Origin of the sequence: Acidovorax bellezanensis, from assembly GCF_025421555.1 — a bacterium.
Taxonomy (GTDB): Bacteria; Pseudomonadota; Gammaproteobacteria; order Burkholderiales; family Burkholderiaceae_C; genus Comamonas; species Comamonas bellezanensis.
The window spans coordinates 250,984-274,684 of sequence record NZ_JAODYH010000001.1; the positions used below are offsets into that span (position 1 = coordinate 250,984).

The 23,701-nt window shown below is 64.2% G+C and carries 22 protein-coding genes; 1 reads left to right on the forward strand and 21 read right to left on the reverse strand.

The genetic code is table 11. The features are described 5' to 3' along the window. Nucleotides 1-30: 30 nt before the first annotated feature. Entirely contained in the window at nt 31-807 is a 777-nt protein-coding gene (gene xth / locus N0K08_RS01095) for an exodeoxyribonuclease III (protein ID WP_261498144.1), read from the forward strand. Between the two features lie 75 nt (nt 808-882). On the opposite strand, the gene N0K08_RS01100 is transcribed toward xth, so the two are convergent. The 21 genes from N0K08_RS01100 to hisS all read right to left on the reverse strand — a co-directional run bounded on the left by N0K08_RS01100 (nt 883) and on the right by hisS (nt 23,624). Next, a complete protein-coding gene (locus N0K08_RS01100) occupies nt 883-1,593 on the reverse strand; it encodes a PA2169 family four-helix-bundle protein (RefSeq protein ID WP_261498145.1) in 711 nt (236 codons plus the stop codon). Nucleotides 1,594-1,860: 267 nt separating this feature from the next. Continuing rightward, complete coding sequence (ntrC, locus tag N0K08_RS01105; RefSeq protein ID WP_261498146.1) at nt 1,861-3,423, reverse strand: nitrogen regulation protein NR(I); 1,563 nt, start codon at nt 3,421-3,423, stop codon at nt 1,861-1,863. A 39-nt stretch (nt 3,424-3,462) separates the two neighbouring features. After that, nucleotides 3,463-4,542 carry a nitrogen regulation protein NR(II) gene (gene glnL, locus N0K08_RS01110; RefSeq protein ID WP_261498147.1) on the reverse strand — a complete coding sequence of 360 codons (1,080 nt, stop codon included), beginning with the start codon at nt 4,540-4,542 and terminating at the stop codon, nt 3,463-3,465. A 9-nt stretch (nt 4,543-4,551) separates the two neighbouring features. Further along, nucleotides 4,552-5,049 (reverse strand): hypothetical protein, encoded by a 498-nt coding sequence (locus N0K08_RS01115; protein WP_261498148.1) that lies wholly within the window; start codon nt 5,047-5,049, stop codon nt 4,552-4,554. A gap of 208 nt (nt 5,050-5,257) precedes the next feature. Further along, a complete protein-coding gene (gene glnA, locus N0K08_RS01120) occupies nt 5,258-6,673 on the reverse strand; it encodes a type I glutamate--ammonia ligase (protein ID WP_261498149.1) in 1,416 nt (471 codons plus the stop codon). A gap of 178 nt (nt 6,674-6,851) precedes the next feature. After that, complete coding sequence (locus N0K08_RS01125; RefSeq protein WP_261498150.1) at nt 6,852-7,673, reverse strand: competence/damage-inducible protein A; 822 nt, start codon at nt 7,671-7,673, stop codon at nt 6,852-6,854. Nucleotides 7,674-7,679: 6 nt separating this feature from the next. Then, a complete protein-coding gene (locus N0K08_RS01130; protein ID WP_261498151.1) occupies nt 7,680-8,567 on the reverse strand; it encodes an EI24 domain-containing protein in 888 nt (295 codons plus the stop codon). Between the two features lie 25 nt (nt 8,568-8,592). Then, on the reverse strand, nt 8,593-9,579 hold the full coding sequence (locus tag N0K08_RS01135; RefSeq protein WP_261498152.1) for a sterol desaturase family protein: 987 nt from the start codon (nt 9,577-9,579) through the stop codon (nt 8,593-8,595). Nucleotides 9,580-9,599: 20 nt separating this feature from the next. Continuing rightward, entirely contained in the window at nt 9,600-10,400 is an 801-nt protein-coding gene (locus N0K08_RS01140; RefSeq protein WP_261498153.1) for a polysaccharide deacetylase family protein, read from the reverse strand. A 7-nt stretch (nt 10,401-10,407) separates the two neighbouring features. Continuing rightward, nucleotides 10,408-11,355 (reverse strand): YncE family protein, encoded by a 948-nt coding sequence (locus tag N0K08_RS01145; RefSeq protein WP_261498466.1) that lies wholly within the window; start codon nt 11,353-11,355, stop codon nt 10,408-10,410. Between the two features lie 285 nt (nt 11,356-11,640). Next, nucleotides 11,641-12,165 (reverse strand): phosphoribosyltransferase, encoded by a 525-nt coding sequence (locus N0K08_RS01150; protein ID WP_261498154.1) that lies wholly within the window; start codon nt 12,163-12,165, stop codon nt 11,641-11,643. A 40-nt stretch (nt 12,166-12,205) separates the two neighbouring features. Further along, on the reverse strand, nt 12,206-13,582 hold the full coding sequence (locus N0K08_RS01155) for an adenylosuccinate synthase (protein ID WP_261498155.1): 1,377 nt from the start codon (nt 13,580-13,582) through the stop codon (nt 12,206-12,208). A 19-nt stretch (nt 13,583-13,601) separates the two neighbouring features. Beyond that, nucleotides 13,602-14,759 (reverse strand): ATP phosphoribosyltransferase regulatory subunit, encoded by a 1,158-nt coding sequence (locus N0K08_RS01160; protein ID WP_261498156.1) that lies wholly within the window; start codon nt 14,757-14,759, stop codon nt 13,602-13,604. 215 nt (nt 14,760-14,974) lie between these two features. Beyond that, nucleotides 14,975-15,859, reverse strand: a complete 885-nt coding sequence (gene hflC, locus N0K08_RS01165) for a protease modulator HflC (RefSeq protein WP_261498157.1) — start codon at nt 15,857-15,859, stop codon at nt 14,975-14,977. Nucleotides 15,860-15,868: 9 nt separating this feature from the next. After that, a complete protein-coding gene (gene hflK, locus N0K08_RS01170) occupies nt 15,869-17,236 on the reverse strand; it encodes an FtsH protease activity modulator HflK (protein ID WP_261498158.1) in 1,368 nt (455 codons plus the stop codon). Nucleotides 17,237-17,410: 174 nt separating this feature from the next. Next, a complete protein-coding gene (hflX, locus tag N0K08_RS01175) occupies nt 17,411-18,574 on the reverse strand; it encodes a GTPase HflX (protein ID WP_261498159.1) in 1,164 nt (387 codons plus the stop codon). 58 nt (nt 18,575-18,632) lie between these two features. Continuing rightward, a complete protein-coding gene (gene hfq / locus N0K08_RS01180; RefSeq protein WP_408642885.1) occupies nt 18,633-18,890 on the reverse strand; it encodes an RNA chaperone Hfq in 258 nt (85 codons plus the stop codon). Between the two features lie 274 nt (nt 18,891-19,164). Further along, a complete protein-coding gene (der, locus tag N0K08_RS01185; protein WP_261498161.1) occupies nt 19,165-20,502 on the reverse strand; it encodes a ribosome biogenesis GTPase Der in 1,338 nt (445 codons plus the stop codon). Between the two features lie 13 nt (nt 20,503-20,515). Continuing rightward, a complete protein-coding gene (gene bamB / locus N0K08_RS01190; protein ID WP_261498162.1) occupies nt 20,516-21,655 on the reverse strand; it encodes an outer membrane protein assembly factor BamB in 1,140 nt (379 codons plus the stop codon). Between the two features lie 8 nt (nt 21,656-21,663). Then, nucleotides 21,664-22,338, reverse strand: coding sequence for a YfgM family protein (locus N0K08_RS01195; protein ID WP_261498163.1), 675 nt, complete (start codon nt 22,336-22,338; stop codon nt 21,664-21,666). A 17-nt stretch (nt 22,339-22,355) separates the two neighbouring features. Continuing rightward, a complete protein-coding gene (gene hisS / locus N0K08_RS01200) occupies nt 22,356-23,624 on the reverse strand; it encodes a histidine--tRNA ligase (protein WP_261498467.1) in 1,269 nt (422 codons plus the stop codon). Nucleotides 23,625-23,701 lie beyond the last annotated feature (77 nt).

The window sequence follows — 23,701 nt, forward strand, 5'->3', positions numbered from 1 at the left end:
GCTACTGACTCTGCTGAGGATTTCCCAAAAATGAAAATTGCCACCTGGAACGTCAACTCCCTCACCGTGCGCCTGCCCCAGGTGCTCGACTGGCTGCAAGCCAACCCGGTCGATGCACTGGCCTTGCAGGAGCTCAAGCTCACCGACGACAAGTTCCCCCTGCTGGCCTTGCAGGAGGCGGGCTACCACGCGGTCACCCATGGACAGAAAACCTATAACGGCGTGGCCATTCTGAGCCGCACGCCGGCGCGCGACGTGGTGCGCAATATCCCGGACCTGGAAGATCCGCAGGCGCGCATCATCGCCGCCACGCTGGACACCCCTACGGGCCCGCTGCGCCTGATCAACGGCTACTTCGTCAACGGCCAGGAACCGGGCAGCGAGAAATTTGCCTACAAGATGCGCTGGCTGGAAGCGCTGCGCGAATGGGTGCGCCAGGAACTGGCCGCCAACGAGCGGCTGGTGCTGGTCGGTGACTTCAACGTCGCGCCCGAAGACCGCGACTCGTTCGACCCCGAAGGCCTGCGCGAAACCATCCACCACACGACCGAGGAACGCCAGCATTTCCGCGACTTGCTGGAGCTGGGCATGACCGACGCGTTCCGCATGTTCGAGCAGCCCGAGAAAAGCTTTTCCTGGTGGGATTACCGCATGCTGGGTTTTCAGAAGAACCGCGGCCTGCGCATCGACCACATCCTGGTCAGCGACGCCCTCAAGCCCAGCGTCAGCGCCTGCACCATCGACCGCGCGCCGCGCAAGAACCCCCAGCCCAGCGACCATACGCCCGTGGTGGTGACCCTGGACTGAAAGCCGAGTCAGTTATCCATGGCGCTTTGCGCCACCCGCCGCCGGTGAGCCTGGCGCGCAGCGGCTCAGGGGGGCTTAGATTCCCCCCGGCATGCAAGTGCGCAGCCAGTGCAAAGCTTCGATGCTGCGCTGCACCGCCATGGCCTGGCGTTGCAGCAGGGAGTGCGCGGCCTCGGGCAGGCTTTCGCGCAAGGCCACGCCATAGGCCAGCAGCAGGATTCTTTCGGCCTCCTCGCTGGCGTCGAGCAGGCTTTGGTCGGTGTGCGGACCCATGGCGGCCTTGATCGCCTCCCAGCCGCGCAGCAGGGAGCCCGCAAACGAGCGCCCGCCGGCCGCCGTCGACTCCAGGGTGAATTCGCGCGTCAACTCGCGTGAGGCGGATTCGAAATCCTGGCCGTGGCGTCCCAGCACCTGCTGCAACAGGCCTTGCGGCGTTTGCGCGGCAGCGATCTGCAGGCTTTTCACGGTCTGCAGGTTCAGGCGCTGCAGCCCCTGGACCACGGCCAGCAACTGCGGCCGCGGCAAAGCCGCTGCCGGCTCGGCACTGCGCACACGTTCCCAGGCCGCATGGGCCGCACCGACCACCTGACGCCAGTCCAGCAGGCTCGCGCCGCTGACCCGCCCCCATTGGGCTTCCAGCAAAGGGGTGATGGAGGCAAAGTCACCGGGGTATTTCTCGGCAGCCGTCCAACCCAGCTCGTAGGCGGGCCGGTACTGGTCGTAACCGCGGCCGTTCACGTAGTAGGGTTCGAGGTGGTAGTGGTTGTGCCAGAAGCTGTCCTGCAAGGCGCTCTGGCTTGGCGACGCAGGCCGGCTTTCGATGCCGGGCGCGCATGCCGTGGCGGTGGGTCGGTGCCAAGCCCGCCCCCAGCGCCAGCGCCGTTCTGCGCGCGGCCGGGAAGAAGCATCAGCAATCCGGGGGTCAGGCATGAAAACACACTCCGTAGACAATTTCATCCAATTGTCATCCTCTGCATGGAGTGCGCAGGTCAGCGAGGCCGACGCCAGGACGTAGGACAAGAGACGACGTGGGCCCGCGCCGTCACCTGCCGGTCAATGCTCTTCGCTGACGTCCAGACCCAGCTCCTGGATCTTGCGGGTGATGGTGTTGCGCCCTATGCCCAGGCGTTGCGCGGCCTCCATGCGGCGGCCATGGGTGACCAGCAAGGCCGTGCGGATCAGGTGCGACTCGAAACGGCGGCTGAGCACGTCCCAGACATCGGTCTGGCCGCTTTCGAGCAGTGCGCGTGCCTGGACGTTCATCAACGGCTCCCAGGTGAGCATTGCCGCCCCCGCCAGCAGTTCATCGGCGCTGGAAGCGGCCTGCGGCTCGACCCCGCCGGCCGCGGCCATCACCGGCTCGCCAAACCCGCTCTCGACGCTCACGGGCGGGACCGCCTCCGTCAACGGCACCACGCTGCTGATCGCTGCTCCGGGGTGCTCCTGCAGCACTTCGGGCGGCAGGTCCTTGACGGAAATCTGCTGCGCCGGCGCCATCACCGTCAGCCAGTGGCAAATGTTCTCCAACTGGCGCACATTGCCGGGAAAGGAAAATTCCTCCAGCCGCTGCAAGGCCGACTCGGCGATGCGTTTGGGCTCCACGCCCAGCTGGCGCGCGCTTTGCTGCAGAAAGTGACGCGCCAGCATGGACACGTCTTCCTTGCGCTCGCGCAAGGCCGGCAGGCGCAGCCGGATCACGTTCAGGCGGTGGAACAAATCCTCGCGAAAGGCGCCCGCACGCACGCGCAGCTCCAGATCCTGGTGGGTCGCGGCAATCACCCGTACTTTCGATTTGACCGGCGCATGACCGCCCACGCGGTAGAAATGTCCGTCGGACAGCACGCGCAGCAGCCGGGTCTGCAGGTCAAACGGCATGTCGCCGATTTCATCGAGAAACAAGGTGCCGCCATCGGCCTGCTCGAAGCGTCCGCGGCGCTGGGTCTGCGCACCGGTGAACGCGCCGCGCTCGTGGCCGAACAGCTCGCTTTCCAGCAAGTCCTTGGGGATGGCCGCGGTGTTGATGGCCACGAACGGGCCGCCCGACACCGGCGAGTGCTTGTGCAGCGCGCGCGCCACCAGCTCCTTGCCCGAACCCGACTCGCCCGTGATCAGCACCGTGACCTGGCTTTGACTCAGCCGGCCGATGGCGCGGAACACGTCCTGCATGGCCGGTGCCTGGCCCAGCATTTCGGCCTGCAGGGGCTGTTGCTCTTCAATGATTTCCTCGCGCTGGCTTTCCTCGACGGCGCGGCGGATCAACTCCACCGCCTTGGGCAGGTCGAAAGGCTTGGCCAGGTATTCGAAAGCGCCGCGCTGAAAGGCCGAAACGGCGCTGTCCAGATCGGAGTAGGCCGTCATGATGATCACCGGCAAGCCGGGCTGCTGGGCACGCACCTGCTCCAGCAATTGCAGGCCCGAGCCGCCGGGCATGCGGATGTCGCTGATCAGCACCTGCGGCGGCAGGCGTGCGGCATCGCTGGCATCGGCGTCGGCCAGGGCATCAAGCACTTCGCGCGGATGGGTAAAGCTGCGCGTAGGCAGGTTCTCCCTGGCCAGCGCTTTCTCCAGAACGAAGCGGATCGAGGGGTCGTCATCTACTATCCAGATCGGCTTCATACTTGCTTGCTTCCTTGCGTTTAGGGTGTATCCAGGACCTCAAGGCAGAGGGATGAGAATGCGGAAATCCGTGCACCCGGGCTGGCTGTCGCATTCGATCAAGCCATCGTGTCGCTGCACAAAAGTCTGGGCCAATGTCAGCCCCAAACCCGATCCCCCATCCCGTCCAGACACCAAGGGATAGAAAATCCGCTCCCTGATGGCCTCTGGCACGCCTGGTCCGTTGTCAATCACATGCAATTCCAATGCCAGGCGGTAGCGTTGCTTGCCAAAAGTCACCTGGCGCGCGACGCGGGTGCGCAAAGTGATGCAGGCATCGCCTTGCGCCATGCGTGCCGACAGCGCCTGCGCGGCGTTCTGCACGATGTTGAGCACCGCCTGGATCAGCTGCGCCCGGTCGCCGCGAAACTCGGGAATCGAGGTGTCGTAGTCGCGCCGCACGCTCAGGCCTTGCGGGTACTCGACCAGCACCAGCGAGCGCACGCGCTCGCAGACTTCGTGGATATTGACATCTCCCACCAGGTGCGGATGGCGATGGGGTGCGAGCAGGCGGTCGACCAGGCTTTGCAGACGGTCGGCCTCGTGCACGATCACCTGGGTGTATTCGCGCATCTCGGGGCTGTCGAGGTCCATTTCCAGCAGCTGCGCCGCGCCGCGGATGCCGCCCAGCGGGTTCTTGATCTCGTGGGCCAGATTGCGGATCAGCTCCTTGTGGGCCTGGGTCTGCTCCAGCAGCCGTTCTTCGCGGTCCTGGCGCACCTGTTGCTCCAGCGGCGACATTTCCAGCAGCACATGGCCCGTGCCTTCGGTGATGGACACGATCACCTGCACCGGCAAGGCCTCCTTGGCCTGGCGGCGCAGGCTGGCCTCATAGCGCAGGGCCGCGAAGTCCTGTCCGCGGGCGCCGGCCATGGCCTTGCGCAGCAGCGCCGGATCGACAAAATGCTCGGCGAAATCGCTGCCTTCGAGCATGCGGCGCGACAGCCCCAGGGCATTTTCCAGCGCCGCATTGGCAAACAGCGCGGCCCCGTCCATGTTGAGCACCGCCGTCAGCGTGCACAGCGAATCAAAGGCATCGTAGGCGCTCTCAGGGCGCTTGCGTTCAGTCGAAAGGGACATGCATGGTCTTCAGTTGCTGGGCGCATCACTGGATGCTGCCGGCAGGCGGGCGATTTCGCGGCGCAGGCCGGCAATATCGCTGGTGACACGCGCGATCTGGGCCTTGAGTTCGGCCGTGCGTTCGATATAGCCCTGGGGGTTGCGCAGCTCCAGCGCCGAGCGCTGGGGCGTGCCATTGTTGTATTCGAGCTCCAACTGCGCCAGGCGCTCCTGCGACTTGGCCAATTCGTCCTGCAGGATGGCGCGCGCATCCGAATCCCGGGCACGCTGGACGCTGCTGGCGGCAGGCGCATTGCCGCGCGGGGCCGCGGCCGCAGGCGCGGGCGTGGCCGCAGGAAGCGATCCACCGTGGATCACGGTCACATGACCGCCTTCCACGGGCTTGCAGCCGCGCTCCTTGGCCTGGCTGACGTTGTTGGTGTATTCATTGCCGCAGCGGTAGATCACATTCTGGGACCACGCAGCGGACATCCACAACGGCAACAACAGTACAAGCATTTTTTTCATGACATTCCCTCGGTCACCCGCGGCAGAAAACAGGCGCGGCTTATGACCCTCCAGTATCGCCTGATCACGTGACAAAAAGGCAAGTTTGTGCCCCCCACGCCCGCCGACCTTCGATGACCTGCAGGCGCAAAAAAAGCGGCTTGCGCCGCTTTCGGAGATCTGCCGGCCCCGGCAAACCGTGCGGGCTTGCGGGGCGGCATGCTCTGGCTCAGAGCGAGTAGTACATGTCGTATTCGACAGGGTGCACGGCCTGGCGGAAGCGGGTCACTTCGCCCATCTTCAGCTCGATGTAGGCGTCGAGCATGGAGTCGGAGAACACGCCGCCCTTGGTCAGGAAGGCACGGTCAGCGTCCAGGGCTTCGAGGGCCTGGTCCAGGCTGTGGCACACGGTGGGCACCAGCTTGTCTTCTTCCGGGGGCAGATGGTACAGATCCTTGGTCGCGGCTTCGCCGGGATGGATCTTGTTTTCCACGCCGTCCAGACCGGCCATCAGCAGAGCCGAGAAGCACAGGTAGGGGTTGGCCAGTGGATCGGGGAAGCGCGCTTCGACGCGGCGGCTCTTGGGGTTGGCCACGTAGGGAATGCGGATCGAAGCCGAGCGGTTCTTGGCCGAGTAGGCCAGCTTCACCGGAGCTTCGTAGCCAGGCACCAGGCGCTTGTAGCTGTTGGTGCCGGGGTTGGTGATGGCGTTCAGTGCACGGGCGTGCTTGATGATGCCGCCGATGTAGTACAGAGCGTAGTCCGACAGACCGGCATAGCCGTCGCCAGCGAACAGGTTCTTGCCGTCTTTCCAGACCGACTGGTGCACGTGCATGCCCGAGCCGTTGTCGCCAGCGTAAGGCTTGGGCATGAAAGTCGCCGTCTTGCCGTAGGTGTTGGCCACGTTCCAGACCACGTACTTGAGCTGCTGCGTCCAGTCGGCGCGTTCCACCAGGGTGGAGAAGCGCGTACCGATTTCGTTCTGGCCTGCGCCTGCCACTTCGTGGTGGAAGACTTCGACCGGAATGCCCAGGGATTCGAGAATCAGCGACATCTCGGCGCGCATGTCTTGCGTGCTGTCGACGGGAGGCACGGGGAAGTAGCCGCCCTTGGTCGTGGGACGGTGACCGCGGTTGCCGGAATCGAACTTGGTGCCGCTGTTCCAGGGCGCTTCGTATTCTTCGATTTCGTAGCTCACGTGACCGGGTTCATTGGTCCAGCGCACGCCGTCGAAGATGAAGAATTCGGGTTCGGGACCGAAGTAGGCCGTGTCGCCCAGGCCCGAGGCCTTGAGGTAGGCTTCAGCGCGCTTGGCGATCGAACGCGGATCGCGGTCGTAGGCCTTGCCGTCGCTGGGCTCGATCACGTCACACTGCAGGAACAGCGTGGTTTCTTCGAAGAAAGGATCGATGTTGGCGGTATTGGGATCGGGCATCAATTGCATGTCCGAGGCTTCAATGCCCTTCCAGCCGGCCACCGAGGAGCCGTCAAATGCATGGCCCGAAGTGAACTTGTCTTCATCGAAATGCGACACAGGCACAGTCACGTGCTGTTCCTTGCCACGGGTATCGGTGAAGCGCAGGTCAACAAACTTGACCTCGTTCTCTTTCACCATCTTCATCACGTCTGCAACGGTCTTCGCCATCAGGATCTCCTGGAAAAACGGCTTGTTCAAAAGGGTTGCGGAACATCAAGCAGTTTGCGTGCCAACTTTGCACACCCTGCCCTGAAGCCCCACGCGTGTCCCGCCACACGCCAAAGACGGGACACTGCGCACCCGCGGATGTCACCAAAACAGTGCAATCCGCCGGCGCTGAAAAAAATCACAAATCACGCACCAATTCGGTGCTTGTTTTTGCACCAATAGAGTGCAGACCCGCCAGCAACTCGGGCCAGGCCGCAGTCACGTCCACCGCCGGGCCTTTGAGGCCCAGCTCCACATGGGGGCCATGCTCGGCATGGTCCACGCTGGGCAGGCTGAAGACGCGGATTGCGCCATGCGTCGCTTCCAGCTGCTGCATCAGCGGCGTGAGTGTAGCCTCGCCCACGCCAAACACCAGCACCGAACGCTCCTGCCGCGCGGGGCCATTGAACAGCGGCGCATAGTGCCGCTCGAGCACGCTTTCCACCATGGGCCAGGCCATGACCGGAAAGCCCGGCACGAAATGCACGGCCCCGCCCTTGCGGCCCGCGCAGGAGAAGCCGGCAATCTTGTTGTAGGGGTTGGGAATGATGGTCGCGCCCTGCGGGAAATTGCCCATTTGCAGGCGGTGCAGGTTATCGGGTCGGTCGGGCTCGAAAGCCTCGCCTTTTTCCAGCGCGACATCGCGCATGCGCTCCTGGATCAGCGCCACCGCCTCGGGGTGCAGCGCGAGCGGCACGCCCAGGGCCTGGGCCGCGCACTGGCGGGTGTGGTCGTCGGGCGTGGCACCGATGCCGCCGAACGAGAACACCACGGATGCGCTGTCAAACGCCCGCGACAGCGCCGCCGTCAGCAGCGGGCGGTCGTCGCCCACGTACTCGGCATGGGACAGCGTCAAGCCGCGAGCGGACAACAGCTCGATCAGCTTGGTCAAATGCTTGTCGGCCCGCTTGCCCGAGAGAATCTCATCGCCAATGATGAGGGCGCCAAACTGCAAATCCATGAAGAATCACTTGGTGGAGGAGGAAAGAGAAGGCGCGACGACCTCGGCCGCGGGCTGCGGGGCCAGCGGCACGATCACGTCAGATGCATCAACGACGGGCCCGCCGGCGCGCAACTGCTCCAGCGCCGCCAGGCAGAAATGGGCAAACCACAGCGAAGAGAAAGCGAACACCAGCGCATAAATCCAGATGGCCACGGGAATCAGCACCCAGAACGCCGCCAGGAAGACCATGCCCGAAGCCCAGACCAGGGCCGGCGCCGCGCCCAGGTAGCCGCAGACCACGCCCATGGCCATCAGGCTGTAGCGGTGGCGCAGGAACAGCGTGCGTCGCTCGGCCTTGCTCGCATGCTCGGCCAGGGCGTCAAACGCCATGACGCGGTACGTCAGCCAGCCCCAGATGATGGGCGGAATGAGCAGCACCAGCGGCGGCACGAACCACAGCGGCACGGACACGATCAAGGCAATCAGCGCGATCAGGGTCGAGCCCAGCGACCAGGCCAGGCTGGCCAGCAGCGAGCCGCCCTTCTTGCGCTCGAGCCTGTCGAACCGCCGCTCGGCCACCAGGGACACCAGCGCGGGCGTCATGCACAGGGCCACCAGCAGCAGGGACAGCACGACGATGATGGGCATGGCCACCAGGACCACCAGCACCGGCGCGACAGCGGCCGAGCCAAAGCCCACGCCTCTGGCCTGGAGCCAGCCCCAGACGGTTTGCAACCAGCTCGCGCCGTCGAGCAGGCCTTGCACCCACTGCACGGCCGGAGCCCAGTAGAAGTAACCCAGCCCGGTGGAGAGCAAGGCCATGAACAGCAGCGGCACCAGCGACCACAGAATTACCCGTTTGTGCAGGCAATAAGCTGCTGCGCGCCAGAAGGAGTCGATAAGCAGTCTCATGCCCCTAGCATACCGATTGCGCGCCTCAAGCGCGACCCATCAAACGCTGAATTCCCCGCCACTGCTGTGACCAGAAGCCCTGGCCATAGTCACGCAGCCGTCCTTGGCGGTCCGGCTCGACCTGATCCCGCACGCCGGTAGGGTCATAGCGCAGCTCGAAATTTGCCGTGCCGAACAGCATGTCCCACCAGGGCAGCAGCACGCCGAAGTTGTTGCCACCCCTCCGCCGAGCGGCTTTCCCGGCCACTGGCGCCGCTTCGTGGCCTATGCCAATGGTGTGGTGGCGTCGATGAAAGCGCGGGCTGATCCACAGACGCTCGCCGATGCGGCCAAACCACAGGCGCACATTCGCGTGCTGCAGGCTTTCACTGAGTTGGGTGATGGCGACGATGGCGACGAACTGGCCCGGGGCCAGGCCGATGATCTGCGCCACCAGCACGATGATGCTGTCACGCAACAGGTCGTCGAGCAAATGGTTGCGGTTATCGCTCCACACCGTCATCTGGCGCTGCGAATGGTGCAGCGAATGCAGCTTCCACCACCAGCGGAAATGGTGCTGGCCGCGGTGAATCCAGTAATCGACCAGGTCGAACACCAGCAGATACAGCAGCAGGCTGACCCAGGCCTTGTCGGTCACGCCGGGCCAGAGATCGTCGATGTGGAAAGTAGGCAGGCCCCAGACGCGCAGCGTGCCGAACAGCCCGTCCCACAGCGGGTCCACGGCAAAGAACAGCGCGACGCGAAACAGGCCCAGCCGGTGCACCAGGGTGTAGACGATGTCCACGCGGATGGCGCGCCTGTCGGTCACGGCTTCGACCGGCCGCCAGCGTTGCAGCGGCACGATCAGCAGCAGCATCACGCTCAGCTGGATCAGGCCCACCAGCAGCCAGCCGGTGGCCGTATAGCCGTCCTCCAGAAACTGACCCAGGCCCGCGCCAAACAGCAAGGGCTGCACCACGGTCTCGAACAGCCACTGCCGTGCGGATTCAAATAAGTTCACCAATGCGTCCATTACCTGCCCTAGTCCTGTCTTCAGCGCTGCTGCGCAATCCAGCGTGAATAATCGGGGTGCGCATCCAGCGTGCGAAAGCAAAAGCCTTTCTGCTTGAGCCCGACGATCAATGGTTCGAGCACGGCCGGCGCCCAGGGATCCTTGCGCGACCAGATGCCCAGGTGCGCCAGCAAGATATCACCGCTGCGGATGCGCTGCAGCGCCTGCTGCAGCAAAGCCGCATTGCTCACGCGCTCACTGGGCAGTTCGTCGCCGAGAAAGCCCGCGGGCGACCAGCCCACATGCGCCCAGCCGCAGGACTTGGCCGCGGCCAGCAGCGCAGGCGAAGTCTTGCCGCCTGGCGCGCGAAACAGCGGCAGCGGCTTCTTGCCCGTGATCTGCTGCAACCGGTCGGCCGAGCGGGCGATTTCCGCGCAATAGCCGGCGGCGCTGAGCGTGAAGGTCTGGCCTTCGCGCGGGCCGGCCGAAGGCCGGACGCGAAACGCCGGCGACTGGACCGCGGTCGCATCGGCACGCCAGTAGGTATGCGACCAGGTGTGCGACGCAAACGCATGGCCTTCGGCGGCGCGTGCGCGCCACCAGGGCGCCCAATGCTCACCCAGGCTGCCATCGCCCTCTTGCGTGGCCTCGTTGGCCGCAAAAAAGGTGACCAGCACATGCTGGCGCTTGAGCACGTCGGCGACCAGCGGCGCCACGCCCATGTGGCCGGTGTCGAAAGTCAGGTAGACCGGCTTGCAGGCGTCCTGCGCCCAGGCCCCCAGGGACAGCAGGCTGCTGCCCAGCAGACAGACCCCCAGCCATGCGGTGCGACGCGGCAGCATGGCGCGCTCAGCGCGGCGCGTGCGCCAGCGTCCACACGCCGTGCGGCGACTTGCCCACGCTGACCTGCTTGATCACTTTTTTCTCCACGGTGTCGATCACCGACAGCTTGCGCGCCCAGCGCGAAGTCACATAGATGTAACGGCCGTCGGCCGACACATCCATGCAGTCCGGGCCGCCTGGCGCCGGATAGTTGTCGACCACCTGCAGGGATTGCATGTCGATCTTGCTGATGGTGTTGGCCACGCGGTTGCTGACGTAGAGGTGGCGCTTGTCGCCCACGGCGCGGAACGCATGCGCGCCGTTGCCGGTCTTGATCAGCGCGACATTGCGCGGCGGGCCCGCCGAAATGTCGAACACTTCCACGCTGTCGCTGCCCATGAGGCCGACAAACAGCCGGCGCCCATCTTCGCTGCCGTAGACATCGGCTGGCGTGGCACCGGTGCGTACCCGGGCCTTGATGGTTTGCGTGGCCAGGTCGATGGCCACCAGCTCATCGCTGTCCTGCATGGTGGAGTACACCGTGGTGCTGTTGGCGTCTATCCACAGATGGCTGGGCGTCTTGCCCGTGGCCACGCGCTTGGCCAGCACCAGTTGCTGGCCGTCCCAGCGGAAGAAGTCGATGTGATTGAGCCGGTTGGCGGCCGTCACCAGCCACTTCATGTCGGGGCTGAAACGCAAGTGATAGGGGTCGGAGATATCGCGCACCGTGCGCTGTACCTGGCCGGTGCGCGGGTCCAGGAAAGTCAGCGAGTTGCCGAGCGCATTGGCCACGACCAGCGACTTCTCATCGGGTGTCAGGTAAAGATGGTGCGGCTCCTTGCCCGTGGGAATGCGCTCCGTCTCGACCCAGCGCGACGGGTCGATCACGCTGATCGTGGCATCGAGGGAATTGAGCACAAACACCGGCGGCAAAGGCTGGGGTACGGGCTTGGGAGCCGGTGGCACGACAGACACCGGAGGCGCCGCGGCAGCCCCCTTGGACGCCACACAGGCCAATCCAATCAACGCCAGGGCAGCGCGTCGCTGCAGGAACGAATTGAGCTTCACAAACCACCACTTTCTAAAGTGCGTGCAGTGTATCTTCAGGCTTGCACGCTTCCAGCCGACGAGATCAAGCTTGTGACCTGATGTCATCTAAAACCAACAAATACCGCTGGCCTTCCCTGGGGAAAGCGGGTTTGCCCATGAAAAAGGACCGCCGCGGCGGTCCTTGAGGCGCAAAGCCCGGTCAGTGCAAGCTTACAGCTTCCACTTTTCCAGCAGCTTTTCAGGGCCCATGTTGTCGTAGCTTTCGAACGGCTGATGGATCCAGGGGTTGCTTGGCAGAAATTCCACCGAGTAGTCGGCTTCGAAAGTCGACAGGCCCTTGGTCCAGATCACGGCGCTGCGCAGCTCGGTGATCGGCGGGTAGTTGCTCTTGAGCATCTTGACCACGGCATTGAGCGTATGGCCCGAGTCCGCCAGGTCGTCGACCAGCAGCACGCGACCGGCGATCTCGCCCTTGGGCGTGGTGATGAAGCGCGCGATGTCCAGGTGGCCCTGCACCGTGCCGGCTTCGGCGCGGTAGGAGCTGGTGGACATGATGGCCAGCGGCTTGTCGAAAATGCGACTCAGGATGTCGCCTGGACGCAAGCCACCCCGTGCCAGGCACAAGATGGTGTCGAATTCCCAGCCCGACTGGTGGATCTTGAGCGCAAGCTTCTCGATCAGGCCGTGGTACTCGTCATAGCTCACATACAGGTGGTTACCGTCTTCGGTCAGCATGGTGAGGTCCTGTTTCTATCGTGGATACAGCAGGCTGCGTTCAAGCGGCGCTGTAAGGGTTGTGCATGAGAATGGTGTGGTCGCGATCAGGGCTGGTCGACACCATGGCGATAGGCACACCGGTCACTTCGGCGATGCGGTCCAGGTAGCGACGCGCCGATGCGGGCAGCTTGTCGTACTCGGTCACGCCCACGGTGGTATCGGTCCAGCCGGGAATGGTTTCGTAGATCGGCTTGCAGCGGGCGATGTCGTCCGCGCCCATGGGCAGCAGGTCGATCGTTTCGCCGTCGAGCTCGTAGCCCACGCACAGCTGGAGTTCTTCCAGGCCGTCGAGCACGTCGAGCTTGGTGATGCACAGACCGGACAGGCCGTTGACCTGGGCCGAGCGCTTGAGCAAGGCCGCGTCAAACCAGCCGCAACGGCGGCTGCGACCCGTGGTCACGCCCTTTTCGGCACCGATGGTGCTCATGTGATAGCCAGGCGTGCCTTCCTTTTCCCAATCCAGTTCGGTGGGGAACGGACCGCCACCCACGCGGGTGCAATACGCCTTGGTGATGCCCAGCACGTAGTGCAGCATGCCAGGGCCCACGCCCGAACCGGCGGCGGCATTGCCGGCCACGCAGTTGCTCGACGTCACATAGGGGTAGGTGCCGTGGTCCACGTCCAGCAGCGTGCCTTGCGCGCCTTCGAACAGCAGGTTGCCGCCAGCCTGGTGGGCTTCGTTGAGTTCACGCGAAACGTCGGCCATCATGGGCTTGAGCATTTCTGCATGGCGCATGGCTTCGTCGTAGACCGCATCGAACTGCACTTCGCCGTCGATGATGTAAGGCTTGAGGCCGTCGCCGAACGTGAAGTTCTTCGAGCCCAGCACGTGCACCAGGATGTGGTTGTGCAAGGCCAGCAGTTCGCGCAGCTTGGTGGCGAAACGCTCGGGGTACTTCAGGTCCTGCACGCGCAGCGCGCGGCGGGCGATCTTGTCTTCGTAGGCAGGGCCGATGCCGCGGCCGGTGGTGCCGATCTTCTCGGTGCCGCCTTGTTCACGCGCCGCTTCGCGGGCCACGTCCAGGGCTGCATGGAAAGGCAGGATCAGCGGGCAGGCTTCGCTCACGCGCAGGCGGTTGCGCACTTGCACGCCCGCCTTTTCCAGGCCTTCGATTTCCTCGAACAGCTTGGCTGCCGACAGCACCACGCCGTTGCCGATGTAGCACTTGACGCCAGCGCGCATGATGCCGCTGGGGATCAGGTGCAGCGCGGTCTTCACGCCGTTGATGACCAAGGTGTGGCCGGCATTGTGGCCGCCCTGGAAGCGCACCACGCCTTGGGCGCTTTCCGTGAGCCAATCCACCAGCTTGCCTTTGCCTTCGTCACCCCATTGGGTGCCGACCACGACGACGTTGCGACCTTTGCTTGTTTTCATAATCAAATCCGATGAATTGTCAAATGCCTGAAATGGCTTGTACGACCCATTGCCCGGCGACTTGCACCAGTTCTCGGTCGCAGTGAAATTCGTCCACTTCGCTGCCATGGCCCGGCAGCACGCAGACCACCGTTTCGCCCTGCGCGCGCAAAGCGGCGATGGCCGCGCTCACATCCTGCGCATCGCCCCAGGGCGCGCGAATGGCGGCCTTGAGGGGGCGTGTGGGCACGACGCTGACCAGTTGCTTGATGTCCAGACTGAAGCCGGCCGCGGGTCGGTTTCGACCGAACACGGCGCCGACTTCGTCGTAGCGGCCGCCGCGCACCAGCGCATCGCTGGCACCGGGCACGTACATCGCAAAACGGGTTCCGCTGTAGTAGCCGTAGCCGCGCAGATCGGCCAGATCGAAGGTCACATTCACGCCGTCAAGGCGCGATGCGAGCCACTTCAGATGGGCCAGCACTTCGGGCACGCCGGCAATGCCGGCCAGCGCCTTCTCGGCCTCGTCCAGCACCTGCACGTCGCCGTACAGCTGCAGCAAGGCCATCAGGCCCTGGCGCGAAGCGGTGGGGAAGTCGCGGGTCAGCTCGGCCAGCTCGCTGGCGTCCTTGGTCGCCAGCGCGCCGTGCACGGCATGCAGCCGCTGGGCATCGACGGGCACGCCGGCGAGCAGACTGCTCACCACGCGCACATCGGCCAGGTCGACGCTGACGTCGCTCACCTGGGCGCTGCGCAAGCAGGCCAAGGCCAGCAGCAAAGCTTCAAGGTCCGCCTCCAGGCCCGCATGGCCGTAGATTTCCGCGCCAAACTGCAGCGGCTCACGGGTGGCACGCGGGCGGTCGGGACGGGTATGGAGCACCGGGCCGCAATAGCAAAGACGTGTCACGCCTTTGCGATTGAGCAGGTGGGCATCGATACGGGCCACTTGCTGGGTGGTATCGGCGCGCAGGCCCAGCGAACGTCCGGACAGCTGGTCAACCAGCTTGAACGTTTGCAGGTCCAGGGCTTCGCCGGTACCCGTCAGCAGGGACTCCAGATGCTCCAAGAGGGGAGGCATGACCAGCTCATACCCATAGCTACGCGCCGTATCGAGCAATCCTCGACGCAATTCTTCGATGTGCCGTGCCTCGGAAGGCAATACATCGGCGATGTGATCCGGCAGGACCCAAGCAGACATGGAAAAATGGGAGGCTGTTAAAAACGCGATTCTACGGGATAGCGGCGACCCCTCACCCATCCAGACCCCATGGCCCAGCCTGGGTACACGTTATTGCTTGCACAGCGGCGCGGATCCACTTCCGAAAATCCATGTTCTGCCGCCGCCCCGCAATGCAAAGAGGGACCTGAGCCCCTCTTTTTTGCTTGCGTGCCTGACGCGCAGGCGCCGGTCGTTTACTTGGCGCCGCCGCTGCGCATCGCCTTGAAGAATTCCGACGACGATGGGTCGAGCACCATCACGTCGCTCTTCTTGCTGAAGCTCGCCTTGTAGGCTTCGAGGCTGCGATAGAACTGCGCGAACTGTGGATCGCGACCAAACGCTTCGGCATAGACCCGTGCGGCTTCGGCATCGCCCTGGCCCTTGACCTTCTGGGCGTCACGGTAGGCGTTGGCCAGCGTCACTTCACGCTGACGATCGGCTTCGGCGCGAATCTTCTCGCCTTCGGCCGCACCGGTCGAGCGCAGCTCGTTGGCGGCGCGCTTGCGTTCGGCTTCCATGCGGCGGTACACCGATTCGGTGATGGCTTCCGCATAGTCGACACGCGTGATGCGCACGTCGACCACATCCACGCCCCAGGGCTTGGCGCCGCGCACGGCTTCCAGCACTTCGCGCTTGACATCGGCCATCAGCGCTTCGCGCTTGTCCGCCAGCAGGTCCTTGACGGTGCGCTTGTTGATTTCCTCCTGGAAAGCATTGCGCACCACACGGTTGAGCTGCATGGCGCCGGCGTTTTCGTCCAGACCCACGTTACGGATGTACTCCGACGGCTCGGAAACGCGCCAGCGCACGTACCAGTCGATCACCACGCGCTGCTTTTCAGCGGTCAGCATGGGTTCGGTATCGGTGCTGTCAAGCATCAGCAGACGCTTGTCGAGGTAGCGCACGTTCTGGAACGGCGGGGGCATCTTGACGTGCAGGCCTGGCTCGGTGATCACATCCTTGATCTGACCCAAGGCGTAGACCACGCCAAACTGGCGCTGATCCACCACGAACAACATGGAACTCAGCAGGGCCAGCACCACCAACAGGCTGGAGACAATAAATCCGACTCTGTTCACAAGAATCTCCTAGCGTGCTTCGCGCTCGCGCGAACGACCGGAGTCGCGCACACGGGCATCATTCGACAAAGTGGAAGGCGCGACAGCCGCACCTGGCGCCGTGGCTGCAGCCGACGCATCCGCCGCGGCAGCCGCACCACCCTGACCGACGCTCTGCATGATCTTGTCCAGCGGCAGGTACAGCAGGTTGGAGCCCTGGCGTGAATCCACCAGCACCTTGGTCACATTGCCATAGATCTGCTGCATGCTTTCCAGATACAGCCGGTCACGCGTGACCTGTGGTGCCTTCTGGTACTCGGTGAGAATCGAGCTGAAGCGCTGGGCATCACCCTCGGCCTGGGCCACGATGCGCTCCTTGTAGGCGCCGGCTTCCTCGGCCAGACGGGAGGCGGCACCGACGGCACGCGGCACCACATCATTGGCATAGGCCTGGGCCTCGTTCTTGGCGCGCTCACGCTCCTGTGTGGCCTTGAGCACGTCGTCAAACGCCGCCTGCACCTGCTCGGGCGGACGCACGCCGCCCTGCTGCATGTTGATGCCGACAATTTCGACGCCGACCTTGTAGCGGTCCAGAATGGTCTGCATCAGGTCACGCACGCGGGGCGCGATCTGGTCGCGCTCTTCGGACAGGGCTGCGTCCATGCGCATCTTGCCGACCACTTCGCGCACCGACGATTCAGCCACCTGCACCACGGCTTCGGCCGGGTTCTTGCTCTCGAACAGCCAGGCGCGCGCATCGTTGAGGCGGTACTGCACGGCGAACTTGATTTCGACGATGTTCTCGTCCTGCGTCAGCATGGCCGACTCGCGCAGGCCCGTGCTCTTGATGATGTTGTCGCGGCCCACGTCCACCGAGCGGATCTGGGTCACGAACACCAGTTCATGGCGCTGGATGGGGTAAGGCAGGCGCCAGTTGAAACCCGCGCCGACCGTACTCTGGTACTTGCCGAACTGGGTGATCACGGCCTGCTGGCCTTCCTGCACGATGAAGAAGCCCGTTCCCAGCCAGATCAGCACGGCGACGCCGGCGATCAGGCCGACTCCCACACCGGCATTCTTCATGTCGGGCTGGAAGTTGCCGCTATTGCGACCATTGGGCGGCTGACCATTGCCACCGTTCTTGCCGCCGAACAGGCCGGACAGCTTGCGGTTGAGGTCACGCCACAATTCGTCCAGGTCCGGCGGTTGTCCGCCCTGTCCCTGGGGGTTACGGTCACGGCCATTGGCTGGCGGCGGGGTCGGCTTGTCGCCGTCCGGCCGCGTGCCGTCCGTGTCCTTGTCATCGCCTCGACCCCAACGAGGATCGTTCAGGTTGAACATCCCCCGAAGGCGCTTGGGCAGCAGCGCCCAACGGGGCGCGCGGTGTGAAAAATTCATGCGAAAAGTCTCAGTTTTTGCAAAAGACAGGGATCTCGTCGGCATTGTGCCCAAACTGGGCGTGGCGCCTTATTCCATCTCCATATCAAACGTGCACTTTGTCGGCTTCGCTTGTTTTATGTTTTGTACTGTCCGCGCTTCGCCTTCGCGTTCACGCTTGATCTAGAAATGGAATCACATATCAGCGTGTATATCGGGGATCTTATCCGCCCCCTTCGCCGCCAGAACACTTTCCGTGAGCAGTTGCCGCAAGGCGGGCAGGCCTTCGCCGCTGCGCGCACTGACAAACAGGCGCGGAACAGGTTGACCATCCCACTCATACTCATCCTGCAACACTGCCGGACGCAGCTCGCTGCCAATGGCATCGAGCTTGTTGAAGACCAGCACCTGCGGGATATCCGCGGCACCGATTTCGGTCAGCACTTTTTGCACTTGCGCGATCTGCTCTGGGAAATCCGGGTTCGAAGCATCGACCACGTGCAGCAGCAAGTCGGCATCGACGGCCTCCTGCAGCGTGGCCTGGAAGGCATCGATCAGGCCATGCGGCAAATCGCGGATGAAACCCACCGTATCCGACAGGGACACGGACTGGCGTGCATCGCTCAAGTAGAGCTGACGGGTCGTGGTGTCCAGCGTGGCGAAAAGCTGGTCGGCAGCGTAGGCCTTGGCCTTGACCAGGGCATTGAACAGCGTGGACTTGCCGGCATTGGTATAGCCGACCAGGGACACGTTGAACACATCCTGGCGTTCACGCTGGCGCCGCTGGGTCGCGCGCTGCTTCTTGACCTTGACCAGCCGCTCGCGCGTGCTCTTGATGGCCTTGTCGATCATCCGGCGGTCGAGCTCGATCTGGGTTTCACCCGGGCCGCCGCGCGCACCGATACCACCGCGCTGGCGTTCCAGGTGGGACCAGCGGCGCACCAGCCGTGTGGCCAGGTATTGCAGGCGGGCCAGCTCTACCTGGAGCTTGCCTTCATGGCTGCGCGCGCGCTGGCCAAAGATCTCGAGAATCAGCAGGGTACGGTCAGTGACCGGCATGTCCAGATGGCGCTCGAGATTGCGCTGCTGGGCCGGGCTCAGCGCCTGGTCGAACAGCACTTCCTGGGCACCATGCATCTGCGCGAGCATGCGGATTTCATCGGCCTTGCCGCTGCCGACAAACAGGGCCGCATCGGGCACCTTGCGCTTGCAGGACAGGCGGGCTACGGGCTTGAGGCCCGCGGTTTCGGCCAGCAGGCCAAGCTCTTCGAGCTCGCCGTCAAAATGGGGAAGTCCGAAGTCCACGCCGACCAGGAGGACGGGCGTGGGCTGGACATGGGGGGAGTCAGGAGAACCCATGGAGCTCTCCTGTCAGAACGCGACTCCCGGACGCATGGCTTAGGTCTGGGTGGTGCAATCAAGCGCCTGCGGGTTCGTTGTCCGCAGGCGTTTCGGCCGTGGAGAAATTCACGGCGCGGCCAGGAACAATGGTGGAAATGGCGTGCTTGTACACCATTTGGGTGACGGTGTTGCGCAAGAGCACAACGTATTGATCAAAAGACTCAATCTGACCTTGCAGCTTGATACCGTTGACCAAATAAATGGAAACCGGCACATGCTCGCGGCGCAGTGCGTTGAGAAAGGGATCTTGGAGGAGTTGGCCTTTATTGCTCACGATATTCTCCGTGTTCAAGGAGTGTTGTTGTAAACCGACACCTTACCACAGAGCCTTGCGCGCCCCGCATCACCGGGGTTTTGCAAGGCCTTGGGCTCAGTTATGCATGGTACTCGCACATCCACTGCCTCTGAAACTGGCGCGCACCAGCAATGGGGCAGCGAGGAAGGGCCGCCCCGCACCGAGGCTGCAGCCCCTAGCCGGGCGCCCCCCTCCACCGAAGGATGAGAGGGGGAAACCGGGGCCGGCCATCCGGCGTAAGCGGCTCAGGGGGTCAGTCCTTATCCGCGTAAGGATTGGTCGAGGTCTTCATTTCTATGCGCAGCGGCGTGCCCACAAGGTTGAATTCCTTGCGGAAACGCCCTTCGAGGAAGCGCTTGTACGTGTCGGTGACATGCTCCAGCGAATTGCCGTGGATCACGATCACCGGCGGGTTCATGCCGCCCTGGTGGGCGTAGCGCAGCTTGGGGCGGAACATGCCGCCGCGCTTGGGCGCCTGGAACTGCACGGCTTCCAGCAGCAGGCGCGTGAGCACCGGCGTGGACATCTTGCAGGTCGCGGCCTTGTGCGCCTGGACAATCGAAGTCCACACCGGGCCCAGACCCTGGCGCTTGCGCGCCGAGATGAAGTGCATGGAAGCGAACTTGAGGAAGGACAGGCGCGATTCGATGGAACGCTGCAGCAGCTCGCGCTGGTACTCGTCGACCGCATCCCACTTGTTCACGGCCAGCACCACGGCACGGCCGCTTTCCAGAATGAAGCCGGCGATGTGCGAGTCCTGCTCGGTCACGCCCTGGGTGGCATCGATCAGCAGCAGCACGACGTTGGCCGACTCGATGGCCTGCAAGGTCTTGACCACGGAGAACTTCTCGATGGCTTCGAAGACCTTGCCCTTGCGGCGCAGGCCGGCCGTGTCGATCAGCTCGAACTTCTGGCCGTTGCGCTCGAAAGGCACGGAAATCGCGTCGCGCGTGGTGCCGGGCATGTCGAACGCCACCAGACGCTCTTCACCCAGCCAGGTGTTGATCAGCGTGGACTTGCCAGCATTGGGACGGCCGGCCACGGCCAGCTTGATGGGACCCAGCTCGCCGTCGTTGATCTCTTCCTCGGGCTCGGGCAGGTGCAGCGGCGCCAGCGCCAGCTCCACCAGGTCGCGCACGCCCTGGCCGTGGGCCGCGGACACCGCGAGCACTTCGCCCAGGCCGAGTTCGTAGAACTCGGTGAGCTGCGCGCCCTCCTTCATGCCTTCGGCCTTGTTGGCCACCAGCAGACAGGGCTTGCCCAGTCGGCGCAGGTATCGGGAGATGTCATGGTCCTGCGCCGAAACGCCGGCCCGTGCATCGACCACGAAGACCACCACATCGGCTTCGGCCACGGCCTGCTGCGTCTGCTTGGCCATCTCCTTGAAGATGCCGCTGGTCGCGTCAGGCTCGAACCCGCCGGTGTCAATCACGATGTACTCATGCTTGCCCTGCTTGCCCTGGCCGTAATGACGATCCCGCGTCAATCCGGCATAGTCGGCGACGATCGCATCTCTCGACTTGGTCAGCCGATTAAACAGCGTCGATTTGCCCACATTCGGGCGCCCTACAAGGGCAATAACTGGCTTCATCCCAGAATACCTATCAATCCGGCCGGAAGCCGTACACGCCACCACGGCGCGTCACGATTACCAGCGTATCCGCAGCCACCACTGGTGCTGCAGCAATCCCGGAGTCATCCGTTGTCAGGCGGTTCAGCGGTGAACCATCCTCTTTGGACAACAAATGAACCAGACCATAGTCATCGCCTACGACCACCGAACGCCCCAACAGCAAAGGCGCTGTCAGCTTGCGGTGTTGCAGGCGATCCGTTGACCACAGGCGGCTGCCATCGGCACGCCTCCATGCGATCACTGTTCCATTGCTCTCGGCCCCGACCACGCTCTGGGCGTCGCCGCCCACGCCTTCGGCACCGCGGGCAGGTTGTGCCCACAGCAAACGGGCGCTGGCCGTATCCACGCAGCCCACGGACGCCTGGAAGGCGCGCGCGCACAGCTGAGCTCCATCCCGGCTGGTCGTGCCCACCAGATCCACCAGACGCTCCACATCATTCGTGCCGCGCGGGCTGGCCAAAGGCGCTTCCCAGAGCACGGCACCGTTGTCGGGGTTGAGGCCCACCAGGCGACCGGACAGGCCCGCCACCAGGGTATTGCCCACGGCCGTCAACACGCCCGCCTGGCGCAGGACCAGCGATTCGCCGGTGCGCTGCTGAACCCACAGCTGCTGACCGCTGTCGGCATCGAACGCGGTCAGCGCACGGTCCGCCGACAGGACGAAGACCCGCCCGCCGGCCACCAGCGGCGGCGTATAGGACGCTGCCGGCAGGCGCTTGCGCCAGACTTCGCGGCCCTGCTCCAGCAGCACCACTTCATTCGACTGGGTGACCACCGCCTGGCGGCGCTCGTCCCCACCGATGCCGGCGGTCAGCGGCTGGCCGATCTTGACCTGCCACAGCGCAGCACCGCTTTCGGCGTTGAGCGCCTGCAGGCTGCCGTCGGCGCCCGCGAAGGTGACCGTATTGCCACGCACCAGCACCGCCAGCGGCAGACGTGCCACCGGCTCGATCTTTGCCGTCCAGGCTTTTTGCACCTGCAGCAGCGCCACATTCGGGCCCAGGTCCAGAGGCTTGGCCTTCTCGGCGCTCCACAGGGCGCAGCCGCCCAGGCTGGCCAGCAAAGCCAGCGCGCACAGGCTGCGCGTCAGGCGGGCAGAGGTTGTTGACACGGCGCCGCTCACAGCTTGACCTTTGCGGCGGTTGCCTCGGCCTGCACTTGCACGCCCAGGGCATTGAGCTTGAACTCGACCAGGCGACGGTAGTCGATCTGGTTGTCAAAGGCCTTGTAGGCCTTTTCGTATTCCGCCACGGCTTCGGTCTTCTTGTCCTGCATCGCATAGACATCGCCACGGCGGTCTGCGGCCGCGGCGGCAAACTCGCTGGGGAAAGAAGCCGTCAGTTGCTGCAACGCGGCGTCCAGGTTCTTTTGCTCGATCAGCACGCCGGCCAGGCGCAGACGCGCCACGGCCTGCAGGCCGCTGTCATTGCCATGCTCGGCAACCCAGGCCAGCGCGCCCTTGGCTTTGTCCCACTCGGCGCCATCGGCCCAGGCCTTGGCAGCCATCAGACCGGCTTGCGACGCCTGCTCGGTGCCCGCGTAGCTGCTTTGCAGATCCGCCAGGGCCAGGCCCACTCGGTCGAGCTGCCGGCCTTCCACGGCCACCGTCACCGCGTCCGCCAGGGCCGCCGCTTGGGTGGCCTGGCGGGCTTGCCAGTACTGGTAGCCATTCCAGGCAGCAAAGCTGCCGACCACGACAAGCAGGGCACCCGTGATAGGGGTACCCCATTTGTTCCAGAAATGCTTGAGCTGGTCGAGTTGCTCTTGTTCTTCAAGGTCTAGATGTTGGGCCATGGCTTTGCTGGGTGTTTTTAGTCGTTCGATTGTAGAAGGGTCGCCCACTGCTCCACAGCGCTGAGGGATTGCGTGGTCTGGGCACCGCTGCCGTCGCGCAGGGATTTCACCGTCACCTGGCCCTGCGCCAACTCGTCCGAGCCGAACACCAGGGCAAAGCGGGCGCCGCTGGCATCCGCTTTCTTGAACTGCGATTTCATGCTGCCCATGCCTTCGCTGGCTGCGCCCGCGGGGCTGTGCAACTGCACGCTGACGCCGGCGCGGCGCAAGGCCTGCACCACCGTGCTGACCTGGGGCAGCGACGCCGCATCCGGCACCACCGCATAGGCGTCAGGCACGGGCACGGGCGATGCCACGCCCGCTTCCTTGAGCAGTTCGAGCACGCGTTCCACGCCCAGCGCCCAGCCCACGGCCGGAGCGGACTTGCCGCCGATCTGCTCGATCAGATAGTCGTAACGGCCGCCGCCGCAGATGGTGCCCTGCGAACCCAGCTGGTCGGTGATGAATTCGAACACCGTCAGGTTGTAGTAGTCCATGCCGCGCACCAGGCGCGGGTTGATGCTCCAGACCACGCCGTTGGCGTCCAGAATGGCGGTGACGGCATTCAGGTGGGCCAGCGAAGCTTCGCCCAGGAAGTCGAGCAGGCGCGGAGCGGCCTGGACCATGGCCTGCATGGCCGGGTTCTTGGTGTCCAGAATGCGCAGCGGATTGCTGTGCAGGCGGCGCTTGGCTTCTTCGTCGAGCAGTTCATGGTGCTGCTCGAAGTAGGCGATCAGCGCCGCACGGTGGGCCTTGCGCTCCTCGGGCTGGCCCAGGCTGTTGAGTTCCAGGCGCACATGCTGCAGGCCCAGTTCCTTCCACAGCGCGTCGGCCAGCAAGATCAGCTCGGCATCGACTTCGGCGCCGTGAAAGCCCAGGGCTTCGGCACCGATCTGGTGGAACTGGCGATAGCGGCCGCGCTGCGGACGCTCGTGGCGGAACATCTGGCCCATGTAATACAGGCGCTTTCCGCCGTCGTACAGCAGATTGCTTTCCACCACGGCACGCACCACGCCGGCCGTCGCTTCGGGGCGCAGCGTCAGCTGCTCGCCATTGAGCCGGTCTTCAAAGGAGTACATCTCCTTCTCGACGATATCGGTCACTTCGCCCAGGCCGCGCACGAACAAGGGCGTGGGCTCGACGATGGGCGTGCGGATATTGCGGTAGGCATAGCGCTGCATCAGGCTGCGCACCTTGTCTTCCAGCCATTCCCAGCGTGCGGAATCGGGTGGCAAGATATCGTTCATGCCTTTGACGGCAACGATTTTTCCCTGCTTGGGAGCCGAAGTTTTGGTTTCAGTGGTCACGGCAAAAATGGGTCAAA